The 17,838-nt window shown below is 61.4% G+C and carries 18 protein-coding genes; 4 read left to right on the top strand and 14 right to left on the bottom strand.

Annotation, left to right across the window (positions count from 1 at the left end):
* Window positions 1-130: 130 nt before the first annotated feature.
* The 6 genes from msrQ to AC1MEK_RS28820 form a co-directional block, all read right to left on the bottom strand.
* Window positions 131-751 carry a protein-methionine-sulfoxide reductase heme-binding subunit MsrQ gene (gene msrQ, locus AC1MEK_RS28845; RefSeq protein ID WP_480399658.1) on the bottom strand — a complete coding sequence of 207 codons (621 nt, stop codon included), beginning with the start codon at window positions 749-751 and terminating at the stop codon, window positions 131-133.
* On the bottom strand, window positions 751-1,764 hold the full coding sequence (msrP, locus tag AC1MEK_RS28840) for a protein-methionine-sulfoxide reductase catalytic subunit MsrP (RefSeq protein ID WP_480399657.1): 1,014 nt from the start codon (window positions 1,762-1,764) through the stop codon (window positions 751-753). Before msrP ends, msrQ begins: the two co-directional genes overlap by 1 nt.
* Window positions 1,765-1,836: 72 nt before the next feature.
* Window positions 1,837-2,685, bottom strand: a complete 849-nt coding sequence (gene pssA, locus AC1MEK_RS28835; protein WP_480399656.1) for a CDP-diacylglycerol--serine O-phosphatidyltransferase — start codon at window positions 2,683-2,685, stop codon at window positions 1,837-1,839.
* Between the two features lie 152 nt (window positions 2,686-2,837).
* Window positions 2,838-3,854: a ketol-acid reductoisomerase gene (gene ilvC / locus AC1MEK_RS28830; RefSeq protein WP_480399655.1), complete on the bottom strand. Its 1,017-nt coding sequence runs from the start codon at window positions 3,852-3,854 to the stop codon at window positions 2,838-2,840.
* 49 nt (window positions 3,855-3,903) lie between these two features.
* Window positions 3,904-4,395, bottom strand: a complete 492-nt coding sequence (ilvN, locus tag AC1MEK_RS28825) for an acetolactate synthase small subunit (RefSeq protein WP_133752008.1) — start codon at window positions 4,393-4,395, stop codon at window positions 3,904-3,906.
* A gap of 1 nt (window position 4,396) precedes the next feature.
* Entirely contained in the window at window positions 4,397-6,121 is a 1,725-nt protein-coding gene (locus AC1MEK_RS28820) for an acetolactate synthase 3 large subunit (protein ID WP_480399654.1), read from the bottom strand.
* Between the two features lie 411 nt (window positions 6,122-6,532).
* Here AC1MEK_RS28820 and AC1MEK_RS28815 point away from each other — a divergent pair, with 411 nt between their 5' ends.
* Window positions 6,533-6,964: a DUF4124 domain-containing protein gene (locus tag AC1MEK_RS28815; RefSeq protein WP_480399653.1), complete on the top strand. Its 432-nt coding sequence runs from the start codon at window positions 6,533-6,535 to the stop codon at window positions 6,962-6,964.
* 3 nt (window positions 6,965-6,967) lie between these two features.
* Here the strand turns inward: AC1MEK_RS28815 and AC1MEK_RS28810 are convergent, their stop codons facing one another.
* Genes AC1MEK_RS28810 through mrcB form a run of 3 tightly spaced genes read right to left on the bottom strand, consistent with a single transcriptional unit; the run spans window position 6,968 to window position 10,404 of the window.
* Window positions 6,968-7,297, bottom strand: a complete 330-nt coding sequence (locus AC1MEK_RS28810; protein ID WP_480399652.1) for a YqcC family protein — start codon at window positions 7,295-7,297, stop codon at window positions 6,968-6,970.
* Window positions 7,290-8,066, bottom strand: coding sequence for a tetratricopeptide repeat protein (locus tag AC1MEK_RS28805; protein WP_480399651.1), 777 nt, complete (start codon window positions 8,064-8,066; stop codon window positions 7,290-7,292). Before AC1MEK_RS28805 ends, AC1MEK_RS28810 begins: the two co-directional genes overlap by 8 nt.
* A gap of 16 nt (window positions 8,067-8,082) precedes the next feature.
* Complete coding sequence (gene mrcB / locus AC1MEK_RS28800; protein WP_480399650.1) at window positions 8,083-10,404, bottom strand: penicillin-binding protein 1B; 2,322 nt, start codon at window positions 10,402-10,404, stop codon at window positions 8,083-8,085.
* A 132-nt stretch (window positions 10,405-10,536) separates the two neighbouring features.
* Here mrcB and AC1MEK_RS28795 point away from each other — a divergent pair, with 132 nt between their 5' ends.
* From AC1MEK_RS28795 to AC1MEK_RS28785, 3 genes are all read left to right on the top strand, one after another.
* Window positions 10,537-12,072, top strand: coding sequence for a bifunctional aminoglycoside phosphotransferase/ATP-binding protein (locus tag AC1MEK_RS28795; RefSeq protein ID WP_480399649.1), 1,536 nt, complete (start codon window positions 10,537-10,539; stop codon window positions 12,070-12,072).
* A gap of 102 nt (window positions 12,073-12,174) precedes the next feature.
* Window positions 12,175-12,519, top strand: a complete 345-nt coding sequence (locus tag AC1MEK_RS28790) for a pentapeptide repeat-containing protein (protein WP_480399648.1) — start codon at window positions 12,175-12,177, stop codon at window positions 12,517-12,519.
* 227 nt (window positions 12,520-12,746) lie between these two features.
* Complete coding sequence (locus AC1MEK_RS28785; RefSeq protein WP_480399647.1) at window positions 12,747-13,043, top strand: TfoX/Sxy family protein; 297 nt, start codon at window positions 12,747-12,749, stop codon at window positions 13,041-13,043.
* Between the two features lie 186 nt (window positions 13,044-13,229).
* On the opposite strand, the gene deoC is transcribed toward AC1MEK_RS28785, so the two are convergent.
* From deoC to AC1MEK_RS28760, 5 genes are all read right to left on the bottom strand, one after another.
* Window positions 13,230-13,991: a deoxyribose-phosphate aldolase gene (deoC, locus tag AC1MEK_RS28780; protein ID WP_480399646.1), complete on the bottom strand. Its 762-nt coding sequence runs from the start codon at window positions 13,989-13,991 to the stop codon at window positions 13,230-13,232.
* A 162-nt stretch (window positions 13,992-14,153) separates the two neighbouring features.
* Window positions 14,154-15,053, bottom strand: a complete 900-nt coding sequence (locus AC1MEK_RS28775) for a ChaN family lipoprotein (RefSeq protein WP_480399645.1) — start codon at window positions 15,051-15,053, stop codon at window positions 14,154-14,156.
* A 50-nt stretch (window positions 15,054-15,103) separates the two neighbouring features.
* Window positions 15,104-15,871 carry a heme ABC transporter ATP-binding protein gene (locus AC1MEK_RS28770; RefSeq protein ID WP_480399644.1) on the bottom strand — a complete coding sequence of 256 codons (768 nt, stop codon included), beginning with the start codon at window positions 15,869-15,871 and terminating at the stop codon, window positions 15,104-15,106.
* The gene (locus AC1MEK_RS28765) at window positions 15,871-16,854 is read right to left on the bottom strand and encodes a FecCD family ABC transporter permease (protein WP_480399662.1); all 984 of its coding nucleotides are present in this window, start codon (window positions 16,852-16,854) and stop codon (window positions 15,871-15,873) included. Before AC1MEK_RS28765 ends, AC1MEK_RS28770 begins: the two co-directional genes overlap by 1 nt.
* Window positions 16,855-16,904: 50 nt before the next feature.
* A complete protein-coding gene (locus AC1MEK_RS28760) occupies window positions 16,905-17,801 on the bottom strand; it encodes a heme/hemin ABC transporter substrate-binding protein (RefSeq protein ID WP_480399643.1) in 897 nt (298 codons plus the stop codon).
* Between the last annotated feature and the right edge of the window lie 37 nt (window positions 17,802-17,838).

Raw genomic sequence — 17,838 nt, 5'->3', positions numbered from 1 at the left:
CGACCTGAATCGAAGCCCCTCCGCGCTATCTGAAACGCTCAACTCGTTGATATTCAAGGAGTTTTTCGTTCCTACTGCGTCAGAAGTGGGGCGAATTATAGAGAGATCGAGAGGCGCGTCAAGCACTTATTTAAACTTTTGTTACAGCAGAAGCGCGCCGACCCAAAACACGGGGGATTCGCTTCGCTACAACCGGAACTCTGACAGCCAACAACACAGCACCAATCACCGCATACACCGACCACTCTTTCAAATCAGCCCGCACAATCCACAACATGTGCAACAACCCAAGCCCCAAGATCACATAGATCAACTTGTGCAGTTTCTTCCAGCGCGCGCCCAATCGGCGCTGGCTGTAGCGATTCGAGGTGACAGCCAACGCAAGCAGGCAGAGAAAGCCCAGACTGCCGACAATGATATAGGGACGCTTGACCAGCTCGACACCCAACTGGGCCCAGTCAAACCCGAGTATGAAAAAGCCATAGGCGAGCATGTGCAGCACGACACTGGCAAAACACCACAACCCCAACTGCCTGCGAACAATGATCCACCCCGGCCACCCCGTCATGCGCTGCAATGGCGTCATCGCCAGGGTGATCAGCAGCAACACCAGTGTGCCCAGGCCGAAACGATCAACCAGCGCTTTGCCGGGATCAGGCCCGAGGTCGAGAATCCACGCCTGATGAAGCCAGAACACCGGCACCACGGCGATTGCCAGAAAAACAGCCAGACGCCACCACAGATATCGCATTAATAGTCCTTGCGCAGATCCATACCCGCATAGAGAGACGCCACCTGCTCTCCATAGCCGTTGAACATCTCTGTCTGGCGAATGTTCGGACTGAACAGTCCGCTGGGCAGTCGCCGTTCCCGCGCCTGGGTCCAGCGCGGATGATCGACTGTCGGATTCACGTTGGCATAAAAGCCGTACTCGTTCGCCGCGATGCTCTGCCAGGTGGTCTTGGGCTGCTCACTGACCAGACTGATGCGCACGATGGACTTCACGCTCTTGAACCCGTACTTCCACGGCACCACCAGCCGCAGCGGCGCACCGTTCTGATTCGGCAACTGCCGGCCGTACATGCCCACCGCCAGAATGGCCAGCGGGTTCATCGCCTCATCCAGACGCAGCCCTTCTACATAAGGCCAGTCGATCAGGGCAAAACCCGATCGCTGCCCCGGCATGCTCTGAGGGTCCTGCAAGGTTTCGAAGCGGATGTATTTGGCCTTGGATGTCGGCTCGACCTGCTTGAGCAGCTCGGAGATCGGGAAACCTAGCCACGGTATGACCATCGACCACGCCTCGACACAACGCAGGCGGTAAATCCGCTCCTCCAGTTGATAAGGCTTCATGAAATCTTCAAGGGCGTATCGGCCTGGTTTGCCGACCTCACCATCGACCACCACGCTCCAGGGCTCGATCTTCAGGGAACCTGCATTCCGCGCAGGGTCGCCCTTATCGGTGCCGAACTCGTAGAAGTTGTTGTAGTGGGTCGCGTCCTTGTACGGAGTGATCGCCTCATCCTTTACCGTGACGGCCTGCCATTGGGTGGTCGAAAGCTTGTCGTTGAACCAGGCGGGGGCAGTGCTTGCTTCCACCCCGTCATAACGAGACGGATCGGCAGCCTGCGCCCAGGACGGCAACACGCCGACAGCCAGGCCTGCAGCAGAAGCGCCCAACAGTGCGCGGCGAGAGAGATAAATGGATTCGGGAGTGACATCCGACTCGTTGCAGGCGGATGCGCTGGGGATCTTGATGAGCATGACAACTCCACAGTCAGCGGGATGAATGCACCATACAGACTGTGGAGTATGCGGGGAAACGCAGGTTCGGTTCTATTTGTTGCGACGCAGACGCAGCAGGTACTGGATCGGCCCGGAAGCCGCGTAACCGAGAAAGATCAGCAGCAGAATACGCGGCGGATCGCTGAACACGACCGCAAATACCAGCACAACGGCCAGAATCGCAACAAAAGGTACGCGGCCCTTGAGGTCCAGTTCCTTGAAGCTGTTGTACTTGATGTTGCTGACCATCAGCATGCCCGCTGCAGCCACCAGCAACGCCACCAGGAACGACAGCTTGGAGCCCTGAATCCCGTAGTCGCTGAAGGCCCAGACCGTACCGGCAACCACGCCCGCAGCAGCGGGGCTCGCCAGGCCAATGAAATAACGCTTGTCGGCCTTGCCCACCTGCGTGTTGAATCGAGCCAGGCGCAACGCAGCGCCAGCGACATAAATAAAGGCGACCATCCAGCCGACCTTGCCCATGTCACCCAGCGCCCAGCCGAACGCCAGCAATGCCGGCGCCACGCCGAAGGCGACCATGTCCGACAGCGAGTCGTATTCGGCGCCGAACGCGCTCTGGGTGTTGGTCATGCGCGCCACGCGACCATCCAGGCCGTCGAGGACCATCGCAACGAAAATGGCGATGGCGGAAAAGGCAAAGTACTTGCTCGCCCCTGCCGCATCGCCGGCGCTCAACGCGCTTTGCGCGCTCATGGCGCTGATGATGGCGTAGAAGCCAGCGAACAGGTTCGCAGTGGTGAAAAGGTTCGGCAGCAGGTAGATGCCACGATGCCGGACCTTGCGGCCCTCGGCGTCGTGACCTTCTTCTACATGCTCGTCGATCGGCAGCAGACTTTCGGCGTCAGAGACCTTGTTCGGCTCTTCGGGACGTTCGCTCATGGACAATACCTTGCAACCAGGAATTTTCGACAATGCTCGCGGCGACCTCGCGCCGGCAAACGATGCAGCTTTATACCAGATGAGCCCCCATAACGAAAAAACGCGACCCGAAGGCCGCGTTTTTCGTGAAGCAGAACCCGCTTTGAAAAAGCTTAGTTCTTGGTCTGGTCGACGATTTTGTTCTTGGCGATCCAAGGCATCATCGAGCGCAGTTGCTCGCCGATGATTTCGATGCCGTGAGCCTTATTGTTGCGGCGCTTGGCGGTCATCGATGGGTAGTTGCTCGCGCCTTCGGCGATGAACATCTTCGCGTATTCGCCGTCCTGGATGCGCTTCAGAGCGTTGCGCATGGCCTGACGGGATTCGGCGTTGATGACCTCTGGGCCAGTCACGTACTCGCCGTATTCGGCGTTGTTGGAGATCGAGTAGTTCATGTTGGCGATGCCGCCTTCGTACATGAGGTCAACGATCAGCTTCAGTTCGTGCAGGCACTCGAAGTAGGCCATTTCTGGCGCGTAGCCAGCTTCGACCAGGGTCTCGAAACCGGCTTTGACCAGCTCAACGGTACCGCCGCACAGTACGGCTTGTTCGCCGAACAGGTCGGTTTCGGTTTCGTCCTTGAAGGTGGTTTCGATGATGCCGGTACGGCCACCGCCAACGCCCGAAGCGTAGGACAGCGCGACGTTCTTGGCGTTGCCCGAAGCGTCCTGGTAAACAGCGATCAGGTCAGGGATACCGCCGCCTTTGACGAACTCGGTACGTACGGTGTGACCTGGCGCTTTTGGCGCGATCATGATCACGTCCAGGTCAGCGCGTGGAACGACCTGGTTGTAGTGGATCGAGAAACCGTGGGAGAAGGCCAGGGTGGCGCCTTTCTTGATGTTCGGCTCGATTTCGTTCTTGTACAGGGCGCCCTGGAATTCGTCCGGGGTCAGGATCATGACCAGGTCGGCAGCAGCAACGGCGGATTTGACGTCGGTCACTTTCAGGCCGTGGGCTTCAGCCTTGGCGACAGTGGCCGAACCTTGACGCAGACCTACGGTGACATCAACGCCGGAGTCTTTCAGGTTGCACGCTTGGGCGTGGCCCTGAGAGCCGTAACCGATGATGGCAACTTTCTTGCCCTGGATGATGGAAAGGTCGCAGTCTTTGTCGTAATAAACTTTCATGAAATTCCCCTGTTATCTTGGCCGCAAGGCCATTCGCTATATATGTAGGTTAGATGCTCAGCACTTTGTCGCCACGGGCAATGCCCGTGACGCCGCTGCGTACGGTTTCCAGGATGGCGGTGGTGCCAATGGCCTGGATGAAGCTATCCAGTTTGTCGCTCGTCCCTGTCAGCTGCACGGTGTACACACTGCTGGTTACATCAACGATCTGGCCGCGGAAGATATCCGTGGTGCGCTTGATTTCGGCGCGCTGGGCGCCAGTGGCCTTGACCTTGATCAGCATCAGTTCGCGCTCGATGTGAGCACTTTCCGACAGATCGACCAGCTTGACCACTTCAACCAGTTTGTTGAGGTTTTTGGTGATCTGCTCGATCACCTCATCATGGCCGACGGTGGTCAGCGTCAGACGCGACAGGGTCGGGTCTTCGGTCGGCGCCACGGTCAGGCTTTCGATGTTGTAGTTGCGCTGCGAGAACAGACCGACGACGCGAGACAAGGCACCCGGTTCGTTTTCCAGCAACAGCGAAATGATGTGCCGCATATTAAGTACGCTCCGTCTTGCTCAGCCACATGTCGCGCATCGAGCCGTCTCTGATCTGCATCGGATAGACGTGCTCAGCCACGTCGACCTGGATATCGAGGAACACCAGGCGATCTTTCATGGCGAACGCTTCTTCCATCTTCGGCTTGAGGTCTTTCATGTCGGTGATCTTCATGCCGACGTGACCGTAGGCTTCGACCAGCTTCACGAAATCAGGCAGCGACTCCATGTAGGAATGCGAGTGACGGCCGCTGTAGCTCATGTCCTGCCACTGACGGACCATGCCGAGCACGCCGTTGTTGAGCAGGATGATCTTCACCGGCAGGTTGTACTGCAGGCAGGTCGACAGCTCCTGGATGTTCATCTGGATGCTGCCTTCGCCCGTGACGCAGGCCACGTGTGCATCAGGGAAGCTGAGCGCAACGCCCATGGCCGCCGGAAGACCGAAGCCCATGGTGCCCAGGCCACCGGAGTTGATCCAGCGGTTAGGCTTATTGAAGCGGTAGTACTGCGCGGCGAACATCTGGTGCTGGCCGACGTCGGAGCTGACGTAAGCGTCGCCCTTGGTGACTTCGCACAGGGTTTCGATCACGGCCTGAGGCTTGATCACGCTGCCATCGCCACGGTCGTACGGGAACAGGTCGCCACCGGCGCGCCATTCGTCGATCTGCTTCCACCAGGTCACCACCGACTCCTTGTTAGGGGTCTGGCCGATTTCCTTGAAGGTCGCAACCATTTCGGTCAACACGCTTTCGACCGGACCCACGATCGGCACGTCGGCCTTGATGGTCTTGGAGATCGAAGCCGGGTCGATGTCGATGTGGATGATCTTGGCACCCGGGCAGAAGCGCGGTGCACCGTTGATCACGCGGTCGTCGAAACGCGCGCCGACCGCCAGGATCACGTCCGAGTGGTGCATGGTCAGGTTGGCGGTGTAGCTGCCGTGCATGCCCAGCATGCCGACGAACTGACGGTCAGTGCCAGGGTACGCGCCCAGGCCCATCAGAGTGTTGGTGACCGGAGCGTTCAGCAGTTGAGCCAGTTCTGTCAGAGGCGCCGAACCGTTGCCCATGACCACGCCGCCGCCGGCATAGATAACTGGACGCTTGGCGGCCAGCAGCATTTCCACGGCCTTGCGGATCTGACCCGAATGCCCGCGAACGGCCGGGCTGTAGGAACGCAGCTTGGCTTTCTTGGGGAAAACGTATTCGAATTTTTCAGCCGGGTTGGTCATGTCTTTCGGAATGTCGACAACGACAGGACCAGGGCGGCCGGATTGCGCCAGGTAGAAAGCCTTTTTCAGGACTTCCGGGATTTCCGACGGGTGCTTGATCATGAAGCTGTGCTTCACGATCGGGCGGGAGATACCGATCATGTCGGTTTCCTGGAAGGCATCGGTGCCGACCATGGTGCTGGGCACCTGACCCGACAGAACGACCATCGGGATCGAGTCCATGTAGGCAGTTGCGATACCGGTGATGGCGTTGGTGGCGCCGGGACCGGAAGTCACCAGTACCACACCGGCCTTGCCGGTCGCGCGGGCGTAGCCGTCGGCCATGTGTGTAGCCGCCTGTTCGTGACGAACGAGGATATGGCTCACAGCCGGTTCTTTGAACAGCGCGTCGTAAATATGCAGGAGGGCACCACCCGGGTACCCGTAGATATGCTCAACGCCTTCGTCACGCAAAAAGCGGACGACCATTTCAGCGCCAGATAAAAGCTCCACGTTGTTCACCTCTAAAACGCCAGAATACCGTCCACAGGAAGAGGAGACGGGTCTTAATAGGTTTACTGCCAAGCAGAGCATGAGCGACGGTGGTCGCCGACTACGTCAGCACTGACTGAGCAAGTATTGGGAATCAGCCCATTAATGTTTCGGGGTCTTCCCACCCAGCGCGAGGTAACGCGTTGCGGGTGTAACAGGTCGGCGCGGGTGTGCGCCTCATGATCTGCCGAGACGGTCTGCTTCTGGCAGTCCCTCTACAGCGGACTTTGGATTGTTCTGATTCGACCCTCGCAAGTCAAGTCATCGATGCGCTTTCTTCACTCACAGCAGATGAAAAGGCACCGAATGAGGTCGCGATGGCATGCTTGTGATAGGTTGCACCTGCACAGCACTCGAAGTTAAGGAAGCAGTATGCGCTGGATGATTCTTGCTGCCACGCTGACCCTGGCCGTCGGCTCCACGGCCAGTCAGGCCGCCCAGATCTACAAGTGGGTCGATGCTCAAGGCGTGACTCACTTCGACGCCCAGCCGCCCGCCGGGCAGTCGGCGCAGGAAATCGACACGCAAAAGCCGGTGCCCCCGCCCGCCCCTTCATCGGCACCTGCCAAACCGTCAAATGACCAGGAACAGCAGGCTGTAGACGCGAAGGTCAAAAGACAGGTCGCCGCGCAGGAGTCCAGACGCAAGGAATACTGCGAGACCCAGCGCACCAATCTTGCGCAGTTGCAGAACAATCCAAGGGTTCGCGAAGAAGTGAACGGCGAGTTCAGACGCTTTACCGAAGAGGAGCGTCAGGCACGTATCGCCGAGGTCAAGAAGTCCATCGACGATACCTGCAAGTGAGCGTCAGGCTGACTCGGTGATCAACTGATCGAACTGCTTGAGCAAATCCCGCAAGGCGCGGGTTTCTGCGGCACGCTCGGCGTAGACCATCTGCGCCATTTCCAGAATGCCCGAAGCGTTGGGCAACGCCAGATCCTGCTCCAGGATGGTTTTCATCCGGGGCAGGAAGATCCATTGCAGCCACTGATCGAAATCCAGCGTATCAACACAGAACGGCTCGCGGCTGGCCAAGGCTTCGTCGCTGGGCGGCACGTCTTTCCACATGCCCAGCGTACGCAGCTCGCGCTCGATCAGCAGCAGCTGATCGGCGATCTGGGGAAAACGCTTATCCATTGGCCTTCTGCCGCGCCAGCGCAGCACCGGCTGCATCGCCCTGCTTCTCGCGCGCCTGGGCGATCAGGTTCCACAGGCTGGCCTGCAGGCTGGCACGACCGTTGGCGTAGGTCAGGCCGCGACGGGCCAGTTGCTCAGCCTGCGGCGCATCGCCCTGGGCCAGACGCACCTGCGCCAGTTTGTACAGCACTTGTGGCTCACGCGGGGCAACCCGCTGGGCGCGCTCCAGACTCGACGATGCGCCATTGAGGTCGCCGCTGCTCTGCTGTTGCTGAGCGGTGGTCAGCAGGGCCAGCACCGGACCATCGAGCTGTTCGTCAGCCGACAGACCGCCGCTAGACGCCGACGGAATGCCGGTCGGCGCCGACGGAATGCCGGTCGGCGCCGAGGACGGCATGTTGTAGGTGTTGCCGGTGGCCGCCGGTGGCGTGTAGGTGTTGTTGATCGGCGCCTGATTCACCGGCGAGGTGTCGATCGGCGCAGGCGATGTGTTGATCGGCGGCGTGAAGGTCGAAATCGGCGCAGCACTGGCGCTCGCCCCGCCCGGGATCATCACCGTGACGCCGGAGTCTTCCTGAATCGACTGAGACTGCGATGGCGTCTGCGCCTGGACCGGTGTGCGATAGGTGTTGCTGCGGTTGGCCGACACGCGCTCGCCGTTGGAAACGCGCGAGCCGGAGTCCACCACCGGAATGTTGCTGCGCGTTTGCGACGCGCAGCCGTTGAGCAAAGCCAGGGCCGCTAAAGCCGGAATCCACCACTTGTTCACTTCACACCCTCTTCGCTTAGTTCAACCAGCCCTTGACCCAATCCATGACCGACTCGGCAGGCGCTGTCGGCCCGCCGCACGTTGGCCCAGGTTGCGGCTCACTGCCTCGAATATACGGCATCTGCACCGCATTCGGGCAGCTGGCATCGGTGCCCTGCCCGGTCGACGCATTGACCCATGCCTGCACCACGTTATCGGGCATCGCCATGTCCAGCGGCAACGGGTCGGCCTTTTTCATGAAATTGGTCCAGATCTGCAACGAACCGGTGGCCCCGGTGAACGGCGTCTTGCCGTTGTCGTCGCGGCCCATCCAGACGATCGCCAGCAGATCCTGACTGAAACCGGCGAACCAGCTGTCACGCGAATCGTTGGTCGTACCGGACTTGCCCGCCAGATTCAGCGAGCTTGGCAATACGTTGTACACCGATTTGCCCGTACCCTCGCGCATCACGCGCTGCATGGCGTTCTGCAGCAGATAGATGGAGCCCGGATCGAAGCGTTGCTGAATCTGGAACGGATAACGCTTGAGCGGCTCGCCTTCGGCGGTCAGCACGCTGCGAATCCCGCGCAGCGGCGTATTGAAGCCGCCACTGGCGATGGTCTGGTACATGGTCGCCACTTCGATCGGGGTCAGGGCGCCAGCGCCCAGCAGCATCGACGGGAAGGTCGGCCAGTCGCGGGTCACGCCCAGCTTGTTCAGAGTCTTGAAGACATTCGGCACGCCCAGATCCAGACCCAGCTTGGCGCTGGACAGGTTGTAGGAATGCGCCAGGCCCTGATACAGGAAAATGTTGCCGTGGGCCTTGTGATCGAAGTTCTGCGGTTTCCAGATTTGCCCGTCCGCGCCTTTGACCTGGAACGGTTCGTCCGGCACCCAGCTGGTCAGCGTGTATTGCTGCGGACGCTCCAGCGCGGTCAGGTAAATGGCCGGCTTGACCAGCGAGCCGATCGGGCGCACTGCGTCCAGCGCGCGGTTGAAGCCGGCGAAACCGGCCTGGCGGCTGCCGATCAACGCCTGCACTTCGCCAGTTTCCGGGTTGGTCACGACCATCGCCGTTTCCATCTCTTCCGAGCCTTTGCGGCCGGCCATTTTCGCGAAGCTTTCACGCACCGCCAACTCAGCCTTCATCTGCAGGATCGGGTCGAAGCTGGTGAAGATACGCAGGCCTTCTTCGGTCAAGTCTTCGTCGCGGTAGTCCTGGCGCAGCTGGCGTTTGACCAGATCGAGGAAGTCAGGGAACGAGCTGTCGGCCAGCGAGCCGGTCTTGGTCACGCCCAGTGGCATTTTCTTCGCAGCAGCCACCGCTTCCGGCGTGGCGACGCCCTGCTGTTCAAGCAGGTCGAGGACCAGATTGCGACGTTCCAGGGCGCGCTCGGGGTTGCGCCGCGGGTTGTAGTAGGACGGCCCCTTGACCAGCCCCACCAGCAACGCGACCTGATGCAACTTGAGTTCCGACAACGGCTGGCTGAAGAAATACTGGCTGGCCAGACCGAAACCGTGCACCGCACGCTGGCCGTCCTGACCGACAAACACTTCGTTGAGGTAGGCCTCGAGGATTTCCTGCTTGCTGTAGTGAATCTCCAGCAGGATCGCCATCATCGCTTCAGTCAGTTTGCGTGACAGGCTGCGTTCGTTGGTCAGGTAGAAGTTCTTGACCAATTGTTGCGTCAGCGTCGAACCGCCCTGGCGCATCTGGCCGGCCGAGGCGTTGACCCAGAAGGCCCGCAGGATCGACTTGGGCGAGACGCCGAAATGGTGATAGAAGTCGCGGTCCTCGACAGTGACCAGGGTATCGAGCAGATACGGTGGCGCCTGATCGAGCTTGATCAGGATGCGGTCTTCGAGGTTTTTCGGGTACAGGCCGCCGATCAGCAACGGCTCGAGACGCGCCACCGCCAGCTTGGAGCCGTTGGCGGCGGTCAGGTCGGCGACGTAATCGCCCGAGAAACGCACGTGAATCTGCTGCGCGGGGTCGGCGCCTTCATAAAACTGAAAGCCGCGTGTATTGAGATCGACGTTGTTGCCGTTCACCGACGCGGCGCCCGGGCCGTTGGCCACGCTTTCGCGGCGATAGCCCAGGGCGTCGAGCTCGATCAGGAAGTCGTCGCGCGACAGCTTCTGGCCGACGAACAGTTCCAGTGGCCGTGCATAGACCTTGGCCGGAATCGTCCAGCGCTTGCCGGAGAATTTTTCCTGGACGATGGAGTCCAGGTAAACGGCGAAGCAGGCCAGGATGACCAGCCCGACAAGACTGAGTTTCAGGGCCCAGCCCAACAGGCTGCGAAGGCGGCTGTTGGCGGGTTTGGGGGATTTTTTCGAAGTACGGGATCGAGTCATGGCGGCGGATTATACGCACTTTCAGGGTCATCGGCAGACCACCCTCGCGGCGGTTTTCACCAACGCGCCGAGCGGCCATAATGGCGCCTTTAGACACTTTAAATATCGACTTGTCACCTTCAAGGACCGTCCGTGAGCCAGACACTGATCGCAGCTCTGCAAAACCCTGCCCTGTTTCCCCATCCCGTGGAGCAGTTTCAGGTCATCGAGACCCATATTTCCTGGGTTCTGCTCACTGGCCCCTACGTGTACAAGATCAAGAAGCCGATGAACTTCGGCTTCCTCGATTTCACCACGCTGGAGTCCCGTGGGCACTTCTGCCGCGAGGAGCTCAAGCTCAATCAGCGCCTGACCGACAATTTGTATCTTGAAGTGTTGCCGGTCACCGGCACTGCCGAGGCGCCACAGCTGGGCGGCGAAGGCGAGGCTATCGAATACGTGCTGAAGATGCGCCAGTTCCCGCAGGATGGCCTGCTCAGCAGCCTGCAGGCGAAGGGCGAACTGACCACTGCGCACATCGACGACATGGCCCGGCAAATCGCTGAGTTCCACCTGAGCGCGCCGCGCGTGCTGTCGGAAAACGTCCTGGGTTCGCCCGAAAGCGTGATGGCCCCGGTCACTCAGAACTTCGAGCAGATTCTGCCGTTCCTCAGCGAAAAATCCGACCTGGTCCAACTGCAAGCGCTCGAAGCCTGGGCCAACGCCAGCTTCGAACGCCTCAAGCCACTGCTGGCTCAGCGCAAGGCCGACGGTTTCATCCGCGAATGCCATGGCGACATCCATCTGGGCAACATCACCCTGATCGACGGCAACGTGGTGATTTTCGACTGCATCGAGTTCAACGAGCCGTTCCGCATGACCGACGTCTATGCCGACATCGGCTTTCTGGCCATGGACCTGGAAGACCGCGGCCTCAAGAGCCTGTCGCGGCGCCTGGTCAGCCAGTACCTGGAATACACCGGGGACTACGCGGGCCTTGAGCTGCTGAATTTCTACAAGGCGTACCGCGCGCTGGTTCGCGCCAAGGTTGCGCTGTTCAGCCTGCAGCCGGACACCGACAACATCCAGCGCGCCGCCACCCTGCGCCAGTACCGCAACTACGCCAACCTAGCCGAGAGCTACAGCGCCATCCCTTCCAGCTTCCTGGCCATCACCCACGGTGTTTCCGCCGTTGGCAAAAGCCACGTGGCCATGCGTCTGGTCGAGGCGCTGGGCGCCATTCGCCTGCGCTCGGACGTCGAACGCAAGCGCCTGTTCGCTGACAGCCAGGACCTCTACGCTGCCGACGTCAGCGCGGCGACCTACAAGCGCCTGAACGAGCTGGCAGCGGTGGTGCTGCACGCCGGCCTGCCGGTGGTGATCGACGCCACGTTCCTCAAGCACGAGCAGCGCCTGGCCACCGCCCAGGTGGCCGAAGCCACCGGCGCGCCGTTCCTGATTCTCGACTGCTCAGCGCCCAAGGCTGTAATCGAAGGCTGGCTGGCCCAGCGTCAGGCGCAGAATAACGACCCGTCCGACGCCACCATGGAAGTCATCGAAGCCCAACTGGCCAACCGCGAGCCGCTGACCGCAGACGAAACCCTGCGCAGCCGCCATGTGGAGACCAACCTGAGTGGCGATCTGGACAAGCTGGTAACCGACATTCGCCAGTATTTGCCGGGGCTGTAACGCAACTTTGTGAACCGGTTATCGAGACGTGAAGGCCGCTCTTCACGGCTCGACAATAGTGGCATTATAATGGCGCCAGAAATCCAACAAGGTGGCGCCACGATGACCCAGCCCAAGCAGCTCGACTCACCGCTTTTCGCCTTGCTGCGAAAAGATGACGTAACAGCCTTCAACCTCCAGCGCCCGAAGAACGGCCCTATCGATCTGGCCGGCGGCGACTTTCGCGGCCTGGACCTGCGCGAGCTGAACGCTGAGGACATCGACTTCACCGATGCCTATTTCCGCTCTGCCGACTTGCGCGGCGTCGACTTTCGTACAGCCTCCCTCGAAGGCGCGAGCATCGCCCATGCGCAGATCTCCGGGGCGTACTTTCCTTCCGAACTGAGCGCTGACGAAATTCTCATGTCGGTCAATTTCGGCACTCGCCTGCGTTACCGTACCCGCTGACACATTCGCAAGCTTTCCCACAAGACTCTCGCCTGCGCCCTGCATGCACGGACATGCCGGGCCCGAGCCGTTCGGCGGTTTTCTCGCCTGCCTTCCTACCGTCCGGCGCCTGCCCCCTCTGCCCCGCCCTACAGCTGCCTACACTCATTCCATGGCTTGCGCCCGCAGTTTGTCCAGGCCAGGGAGGCTATTTCATACGGAGCAACACGCCGCCAGGAGGCGTCACCATGGACGACGAACTGCAATCGCTGCGCAATCTGGGCAAGACATCCGCCCAATGGCTTCACGCTTCAGGCATCCACAACGCCGCCGATCTACGCCGCATTGGCGCCATCCATGCCTTTCGCGCCGTCAAGACGCGCGGCTTTCGCACCTCCAAGGTCCTGCTGTACGCAATCGAAGGTGCCCTGCTTGACCGGCATTGGTACGAGCTGTCCGAGGAACTCAAGGACTCGCTGAACCGCCAGTTGATCAAGCTCGATCTGGAAGCGCTGAAAGCCGGCAAAACCCACCCGGAAAAATAGTTTGAAAAAGCCTGTTGACTTACAAATGAGAATCACTATGATTATCACATCCAGTCGCGAGACTGGCTGGTAACCTGAAAGGCTCCTTGGTTCGGACTCTCAGATTATCTCCTCATCAGGCTAATCACGGTTTTTGACCCGGCATTTTGCCGGGTCTTTTTTTGCCTGCGATTTCTCACAGGCCCCTCACGGGCAAACGCCCAGCTCTTGCAGCAGGTCATCGAGCAGGCTCGCCGCGCCCAGGCGCATTCTTTCGGGCGCCAGCCACATCGGGCCGAACCGGTTCTGCGCCATCTCGATGTAGGATCTTGCCTGCGCCAGCGATCGGACATTTCCGGACGCCTTCAGCCCCACCAGATAACTGCGCTCGGCAATCGACTCCAGCAAAATCCGCGCAGCCTGCGGCGTGGCTCCGACAATTTGCCGCCCGGTACTGGTCTTGAGAAACGACGCCCCCTCGCCAATCGCAACGCGGCAGACGCCATGAATGATCTGCGGATCATCCAGCACACCGGTTTCCAGGGTCACGGTCAATTGCCCGCGGCTGCCGCACTTGGCCTTGCAGGCTGCAATCATCTTCGCGCCGATCTGCCGGTCACCTGCCAGTAGCGCATTGAAGGGATAGATCAGATCGATTTCGTCAGCGCCGGTGAGCATGGCGGCGTGAGTTTCCGACTCGACGGTCGCGACGCACGCACCACCATTGGGGAAGTTGACCATCGCGACGACCTTGACCTCGCGAGCACCCAGCGTGTCCAGCGTACGCCGCGCAAGGCCCGCGAATCGGGGCAACACGCAGACGGCGGCGACATTGCCCACGGGCGTGAGCGCCCTTTTACACAGCGCGGCGATGCGCTCGGCGGTGTCGTCCGCGTTGAGCGACGTCAGCTCCAACAGCCTGATGGCTGTTTGAGCGATCGTTACATCGCATTCATCCGTAATCTTCATGTCGTCGCTCCTTACGTTTGGGGCAGCGACGATAATCCAGCGCGAGGGCGCGTGGCGGACTGTGGGAACGGTTAAGAACTCGCCTACATGACTATCAGAAGGTTCCTAAGGACATTGCCTTCAAACTATCCATTGCTCGGCGGGGAGTTCGCAGGAGCGCGCTCAACGCGACGGCGCGCGCATTTGCGCACAGTAATCCTGATCGGGCAGCGCCGCCGTGAACCAGACGTAGTCGGCACTGCTTGGCGGGATTTCGCTGCCCACTTGCGCAAGCAGGAGCACGATCGGCCGCTCATCGCTGCCCAGATCGGCCATGTGCAGCGGTACGCCGAGGTCCTTGCGCACGTGATAACTGCCGGCGAACAACAGCGCCGGGGCCGGTGCCTCCATGACCCGCCGGGCCATGCGCCTGTCACGCTGCTGTTGCACGGCGAGCATGGCGGGCAAGGCGTCTTCCGGGAGCATGCCGCAGTGGGATTCACGTACCTGCGCGAGCAGCACGTTGCGAACTGAATCTGCCGTGGAAAGAGTGCCGCTCAGTTCGGGGCGTTGATGATAGATCGCGCCCACCTCGGCCGGGGCGAGATTGGCCGACAGCAGCGGATAAAGCTGCAGCAGGGCATAACGCACGACCGGGCCATACAGCGCCCAGTTCCAGCCTTTCTGCCAGCCCAGCGCGGCGGGCAAGTCGGCAGGCGCCTGGCCGCGGCGGACATCGCGCTGCGCGCTGTCGACGCGGGCTTGCTGATCGGGGGTGAGCATTTCCAGCAGCAGACTGCCCTGCGGGCGTTGATCGCCCAGCGCTTGCAGCAGCCACAGCTCCAGCGCGTGATGATCCGGATTGTCGTGCTGCTCGCCGACCAACACCCGTGTCGCGCCAGCCAGCCGGCGAACCAACTGCTGCGGTGTCAGTACGTGCCCGTTGCTCAGATCCCGTATCACGCCCAGGTCCACATGCTCTCGCCCCTCGGGGCTCTGCCAGGGTGGAAGGGATGGCAACGTCGGCGAGGACTGGCATGCGCTCGCCAAGGACAGCACCAACAGCAACAGATAACGACGCACAGCACCTCCTTGTCTGGGTCCTACAGGCTGCGCGCCCGGCAAAACGCGACTCAGCGCGCAATGATCAGCGGATGCCCCCGCTCCGGGTGAGGCTGCACCAGCACCTCCAGGCCGAACACCTGCCTGAGCGAGTCCGGCACCAGCACCGCTTCAGGCGTGCCCAGCGCGTGCGCACGCCCCGCCTGCAACAACAATAGCCGGTCGCAGTAACGCGCCGCCAGATTGAGGTCATGCAGGATCACCATCACCGCGCCGCCGCGATCGGCGAACTCACGCACCGCCTGCAGCGTGGTGTGCTGATGCAGCGGGTCGAGCGCCGAGGTCGGCTCGTCCAGCAGCAGCGTCTTGCCGCCCTCCCCCGGCCACAACTGCGCCAACACCCTGGCCAGATGCACTCGCTGGCGCTCGCCACCAGACAGCGCCATGTAGCTGCGCGCCTGCAAATGCCCGGCATCGGCGGCCTGTAGCGCTTGCTGAACGATCTCGTCGTCGCGCTGCTGCCCGCTGTCGTGGGGCAACCGGCCCATGGCCACGACTTCCCGCACGGTAAAGGCAAAACTCAAGGTCGAGGTCTGCGGCAGCACCGCCAGGCGCTGCGCCCGTTGCTGCCCGGTCCATTGCGCCAGCGGCCGGTCATCGAGCCAGACCTGCCCGCGCGTGGTCTTCAACTCCCCACACAATGCGCCCAGCAGCGTGCTCTTGCCAGCACCGTTCGGCCCCAGCACGCCAAGCATTTCACCCGGTTGCAGGGTCAGGTCGATGTCAGCGAGCACCGACTTGCCGTCACGATGCACCGACAGGTTTTGCGCCTTCATCATCAGGTCCGCCCCCGCACCAGCATGAACAGGAACACCGGCGCGCCGATGAACGCGGTGACGATGCCGATGGGCAGTTCGGCAGGCGCCAGCACCAGACGCGCGAACACGTCGGCGAACAGCAACAGGCTCGCGCCCGCCAATGCTGAAGCGGGCAGCAGCACGCGATGATCGGGGCCGACCAGCAGACGCACCAGATGCGGCACGATCAGCCCGACAAAACCGATCAACCCGGCCGCTGCGACTGCAGCGCCAACGCCCAGGGCAATGCACAGCACCAGTTCGCGCTTGAGCCTTTCGACTTCGATGCCCAGGTGACGCGCCTCGGATTCGCCAAGCAGCAGCGCATTCAGCGCGCTGGCCCGCCGTGGCAGCCACAGGATCACCAACACGCACACCAACAGCAAAGGCCAGAGCCGCGCGTAGCTGGCGCCATTGAGCGTGCCCAGGTTCCAGAACGTCAGGGTGCGCAAGGCAGCGTCATCGGCCAGATAACTGAACAGGCCGATGATCGACCCCGCCAGCGCCGTCATCGCGACGCCTGCCAGCAGCATGATGCCCACGTTGGTCTGCCCGTTGCGGCTGCCCAGGCGATAGACGATGCCAGTCACCGCAAGGCCCCCGGCAAAGGCGAAGACCGACAGCACATAAGGCGCGAAACCTTCGGGCAGACCGCCCAGCGAAGCGCCCATGACAATGGCGAACGCCGCGCCTAGGGCGGCGCCGCTGGAAACGCCCACCAGCCCGGGATCGGCCAGCGGGTTGCGAAACAATCCCTGCATCGCCACACCGCACAACGCCAGAACGGCGCCGACCGCCAGGCCGAGCAAGGTGCGGGGCAGGCGAATCTGGCCGAGAATCAGCTCGGCCTGTTGCAGGTTATCTCCGGGAATCGGCGCGCCGAGCAGACGCAGGCCGGCGCGTAGCGTATCCACCAGCGGCAGGCTGACCGGGCCCAGCGCCAACGAAAGCCAGATCGCCAGCACACAGGCCAGCGTCAGCAGCACGAACAGCGTGCGCGGTTTGAGCAGAACCCTCATTGAGCAGGCGTCACCTTGGCATTGAGTGATGAGTCTGCAGGATAGAAGGCTTTCGAGAGCGCCTTCATGGCTTCGGGAAGTCGCGGGCCCAGGCCGCCGACCAGCAGGGTCGGGTCGACTTCGAACAGGCGGTTGCTACGCCCTGCCTGGGTCGCCGCCAGCAATGGGTTTTCCCGCAACAACGCTTCGCGGGCCGCGCCGTTCTGCGCACGATCGGTGAAGATCAGCACTTCCGGGTTCAGCCCGGTCATCGCTTCGGCAGAGAAAATCTTGTAGCCATTATGTGTCGCCAGATTGCGACCGCCAGCCTGCTTGATCAGCCAGTCACCCACGGTGCCCGCGCCTGCGACCATCGGCGCCGCGCCGGCATGGCTGACCAGCAGCAGAACCCCCGGCGCCGTTTGATGCTGTTGCGCACGGGCCACCCAGTCATGCTGGCTGTCCAGTTGCTGCACATAGCGCTCGGCCGCTTCATGCGCCTGTTTTTCGTCCCCCAAGAGCTTGCCGAGTTTTTGCAGGTTGCCTTGCAACGCACTTACATCAGCGCCGGCGGAAAACACTTCGACCTTCACACCCGCTGCACGCAGCTGTTCCAGCACAGGCGGCGGACCCATTTCTTCGGTGCCGACGAGAATACTCGGACGCAGGCTCAGGATACCTTCGGACGACAACTGACGCTGGTAGCCGATACTGGGCAGGGATTTGATCGATTCAGGATGCTGGCTGGTGGTGTCGATGCCCACCAGATGCGGCTGCCCGCCCAGTGCTACGACCCACTCGGTCAATGCACCGCCGGCGCTGACCCAGCGCTGGGGTTGCTGCGAGTCGGCCAGTGCCAGATGAGTGAAGAGAACCCCGGTCAGAACGGCAGTCAGCTTGGCAACGAAGCGCATGGAAAAAGTCCTTGAGAGGAAAGGAACGCGGCGGCCT

It is taken from the genome of Pseudomonas sp. 2 (genome assembly GCF_056627435.1).
This window is presented reverse-complemented; position numbering and strand designations above follow the sequence as displayed.

Bases quoted from the DNA above. Each gene is read 5' to 3' on its own strand.
- msrQ (WP_480399658.1), bottom strand. From the start codon at position 751: ATGCGATATCTGTGGTGGCGTCTGGCTGTTTTTCTGGCAATCGCCGTG.
- msrP (WP_480399657.1), bottom strand. From the start codon at position 1,764: ATGCTCATCAAGATCCCCAGCGCATCCGCCTGCAACGAGTCGGATGTC.
- pssA (WP_480399656.1), bottom strand. From the start codon at position 2,685: ATGAGCGAACGTCCCGAAGAGCCGAACAAGGTCTCTGACGCCGAAAGT.
- ilvC (WP_480399655.1), bottom strand. From the start codon at position 3,854: ATGAAAGTTTATTACGACAAAGACTGCGACCTTTCCATCATCCAGGGC.
- ilvN (WP_133752008.1), bottom strand. From the start codon at position 4,395: ATGCGGCACATCATTTCGCTGTTGCTGGAAAACGAACCGGGTGCCTTG.
- AC1MEK_RS28815 (WP_480399653.1), top strand. From the start codon at position 6,533: ATGCGCTGGATGATTCTTGCTGCCACGCTGACCCTGGCCGTCGGCTCC.
- AC1MEK_RS28810 (WP_480399652.1), bottom strand. From the start codon at position 7,297: ATGGATAAGCGTTTTCCCCAGATCGCCGATCAGCTGCTGCTGATCGAG.
- mrcB (WP_480399650.1), bottom strand. From the start codon at position 10,404: ATGACTCGATCCCGTACTTCGAAAAAATCCCCCAAACCCGCCAACAGC.
- AC1MEK_RS28790 (WP_480399648.1), top strand. From the start codon at position 12,175: ATGACCCAGCCCAAGCAGCTCGACTCACCGCTTTTCGCCTTGCTGCGA.
- AC1MEK_RS28785 (WP_480399647.1), top strand. From the start codon at position 12,747: ATGGACGACGAACTGCAATCGCTGCGCAATCTGGGCAAGACATCCGCC.
- deoC (WP_480399646.1), bottom strand. From the start codon at position 13,991: ATGAAGATTACGGATGAATGCGATGTAACGATCGCTCAAACAGCCATC.
- AC1MEK_RS28770 (WP_480399644.1), bottom strand. From the start codon at position 15,871: ATGATGAAGGCGCAAAACCTGTCGGTGCATCGTGACGGCAAGTCGGTG.
- AC1MEK_RS28760 (WP_480399643.1), bottom strand. From the start codon at position 17,801: ATGCGCTTCGTTGCCAAGCTGACTGCCGTTCTGACCGGGGTTCTCTTC.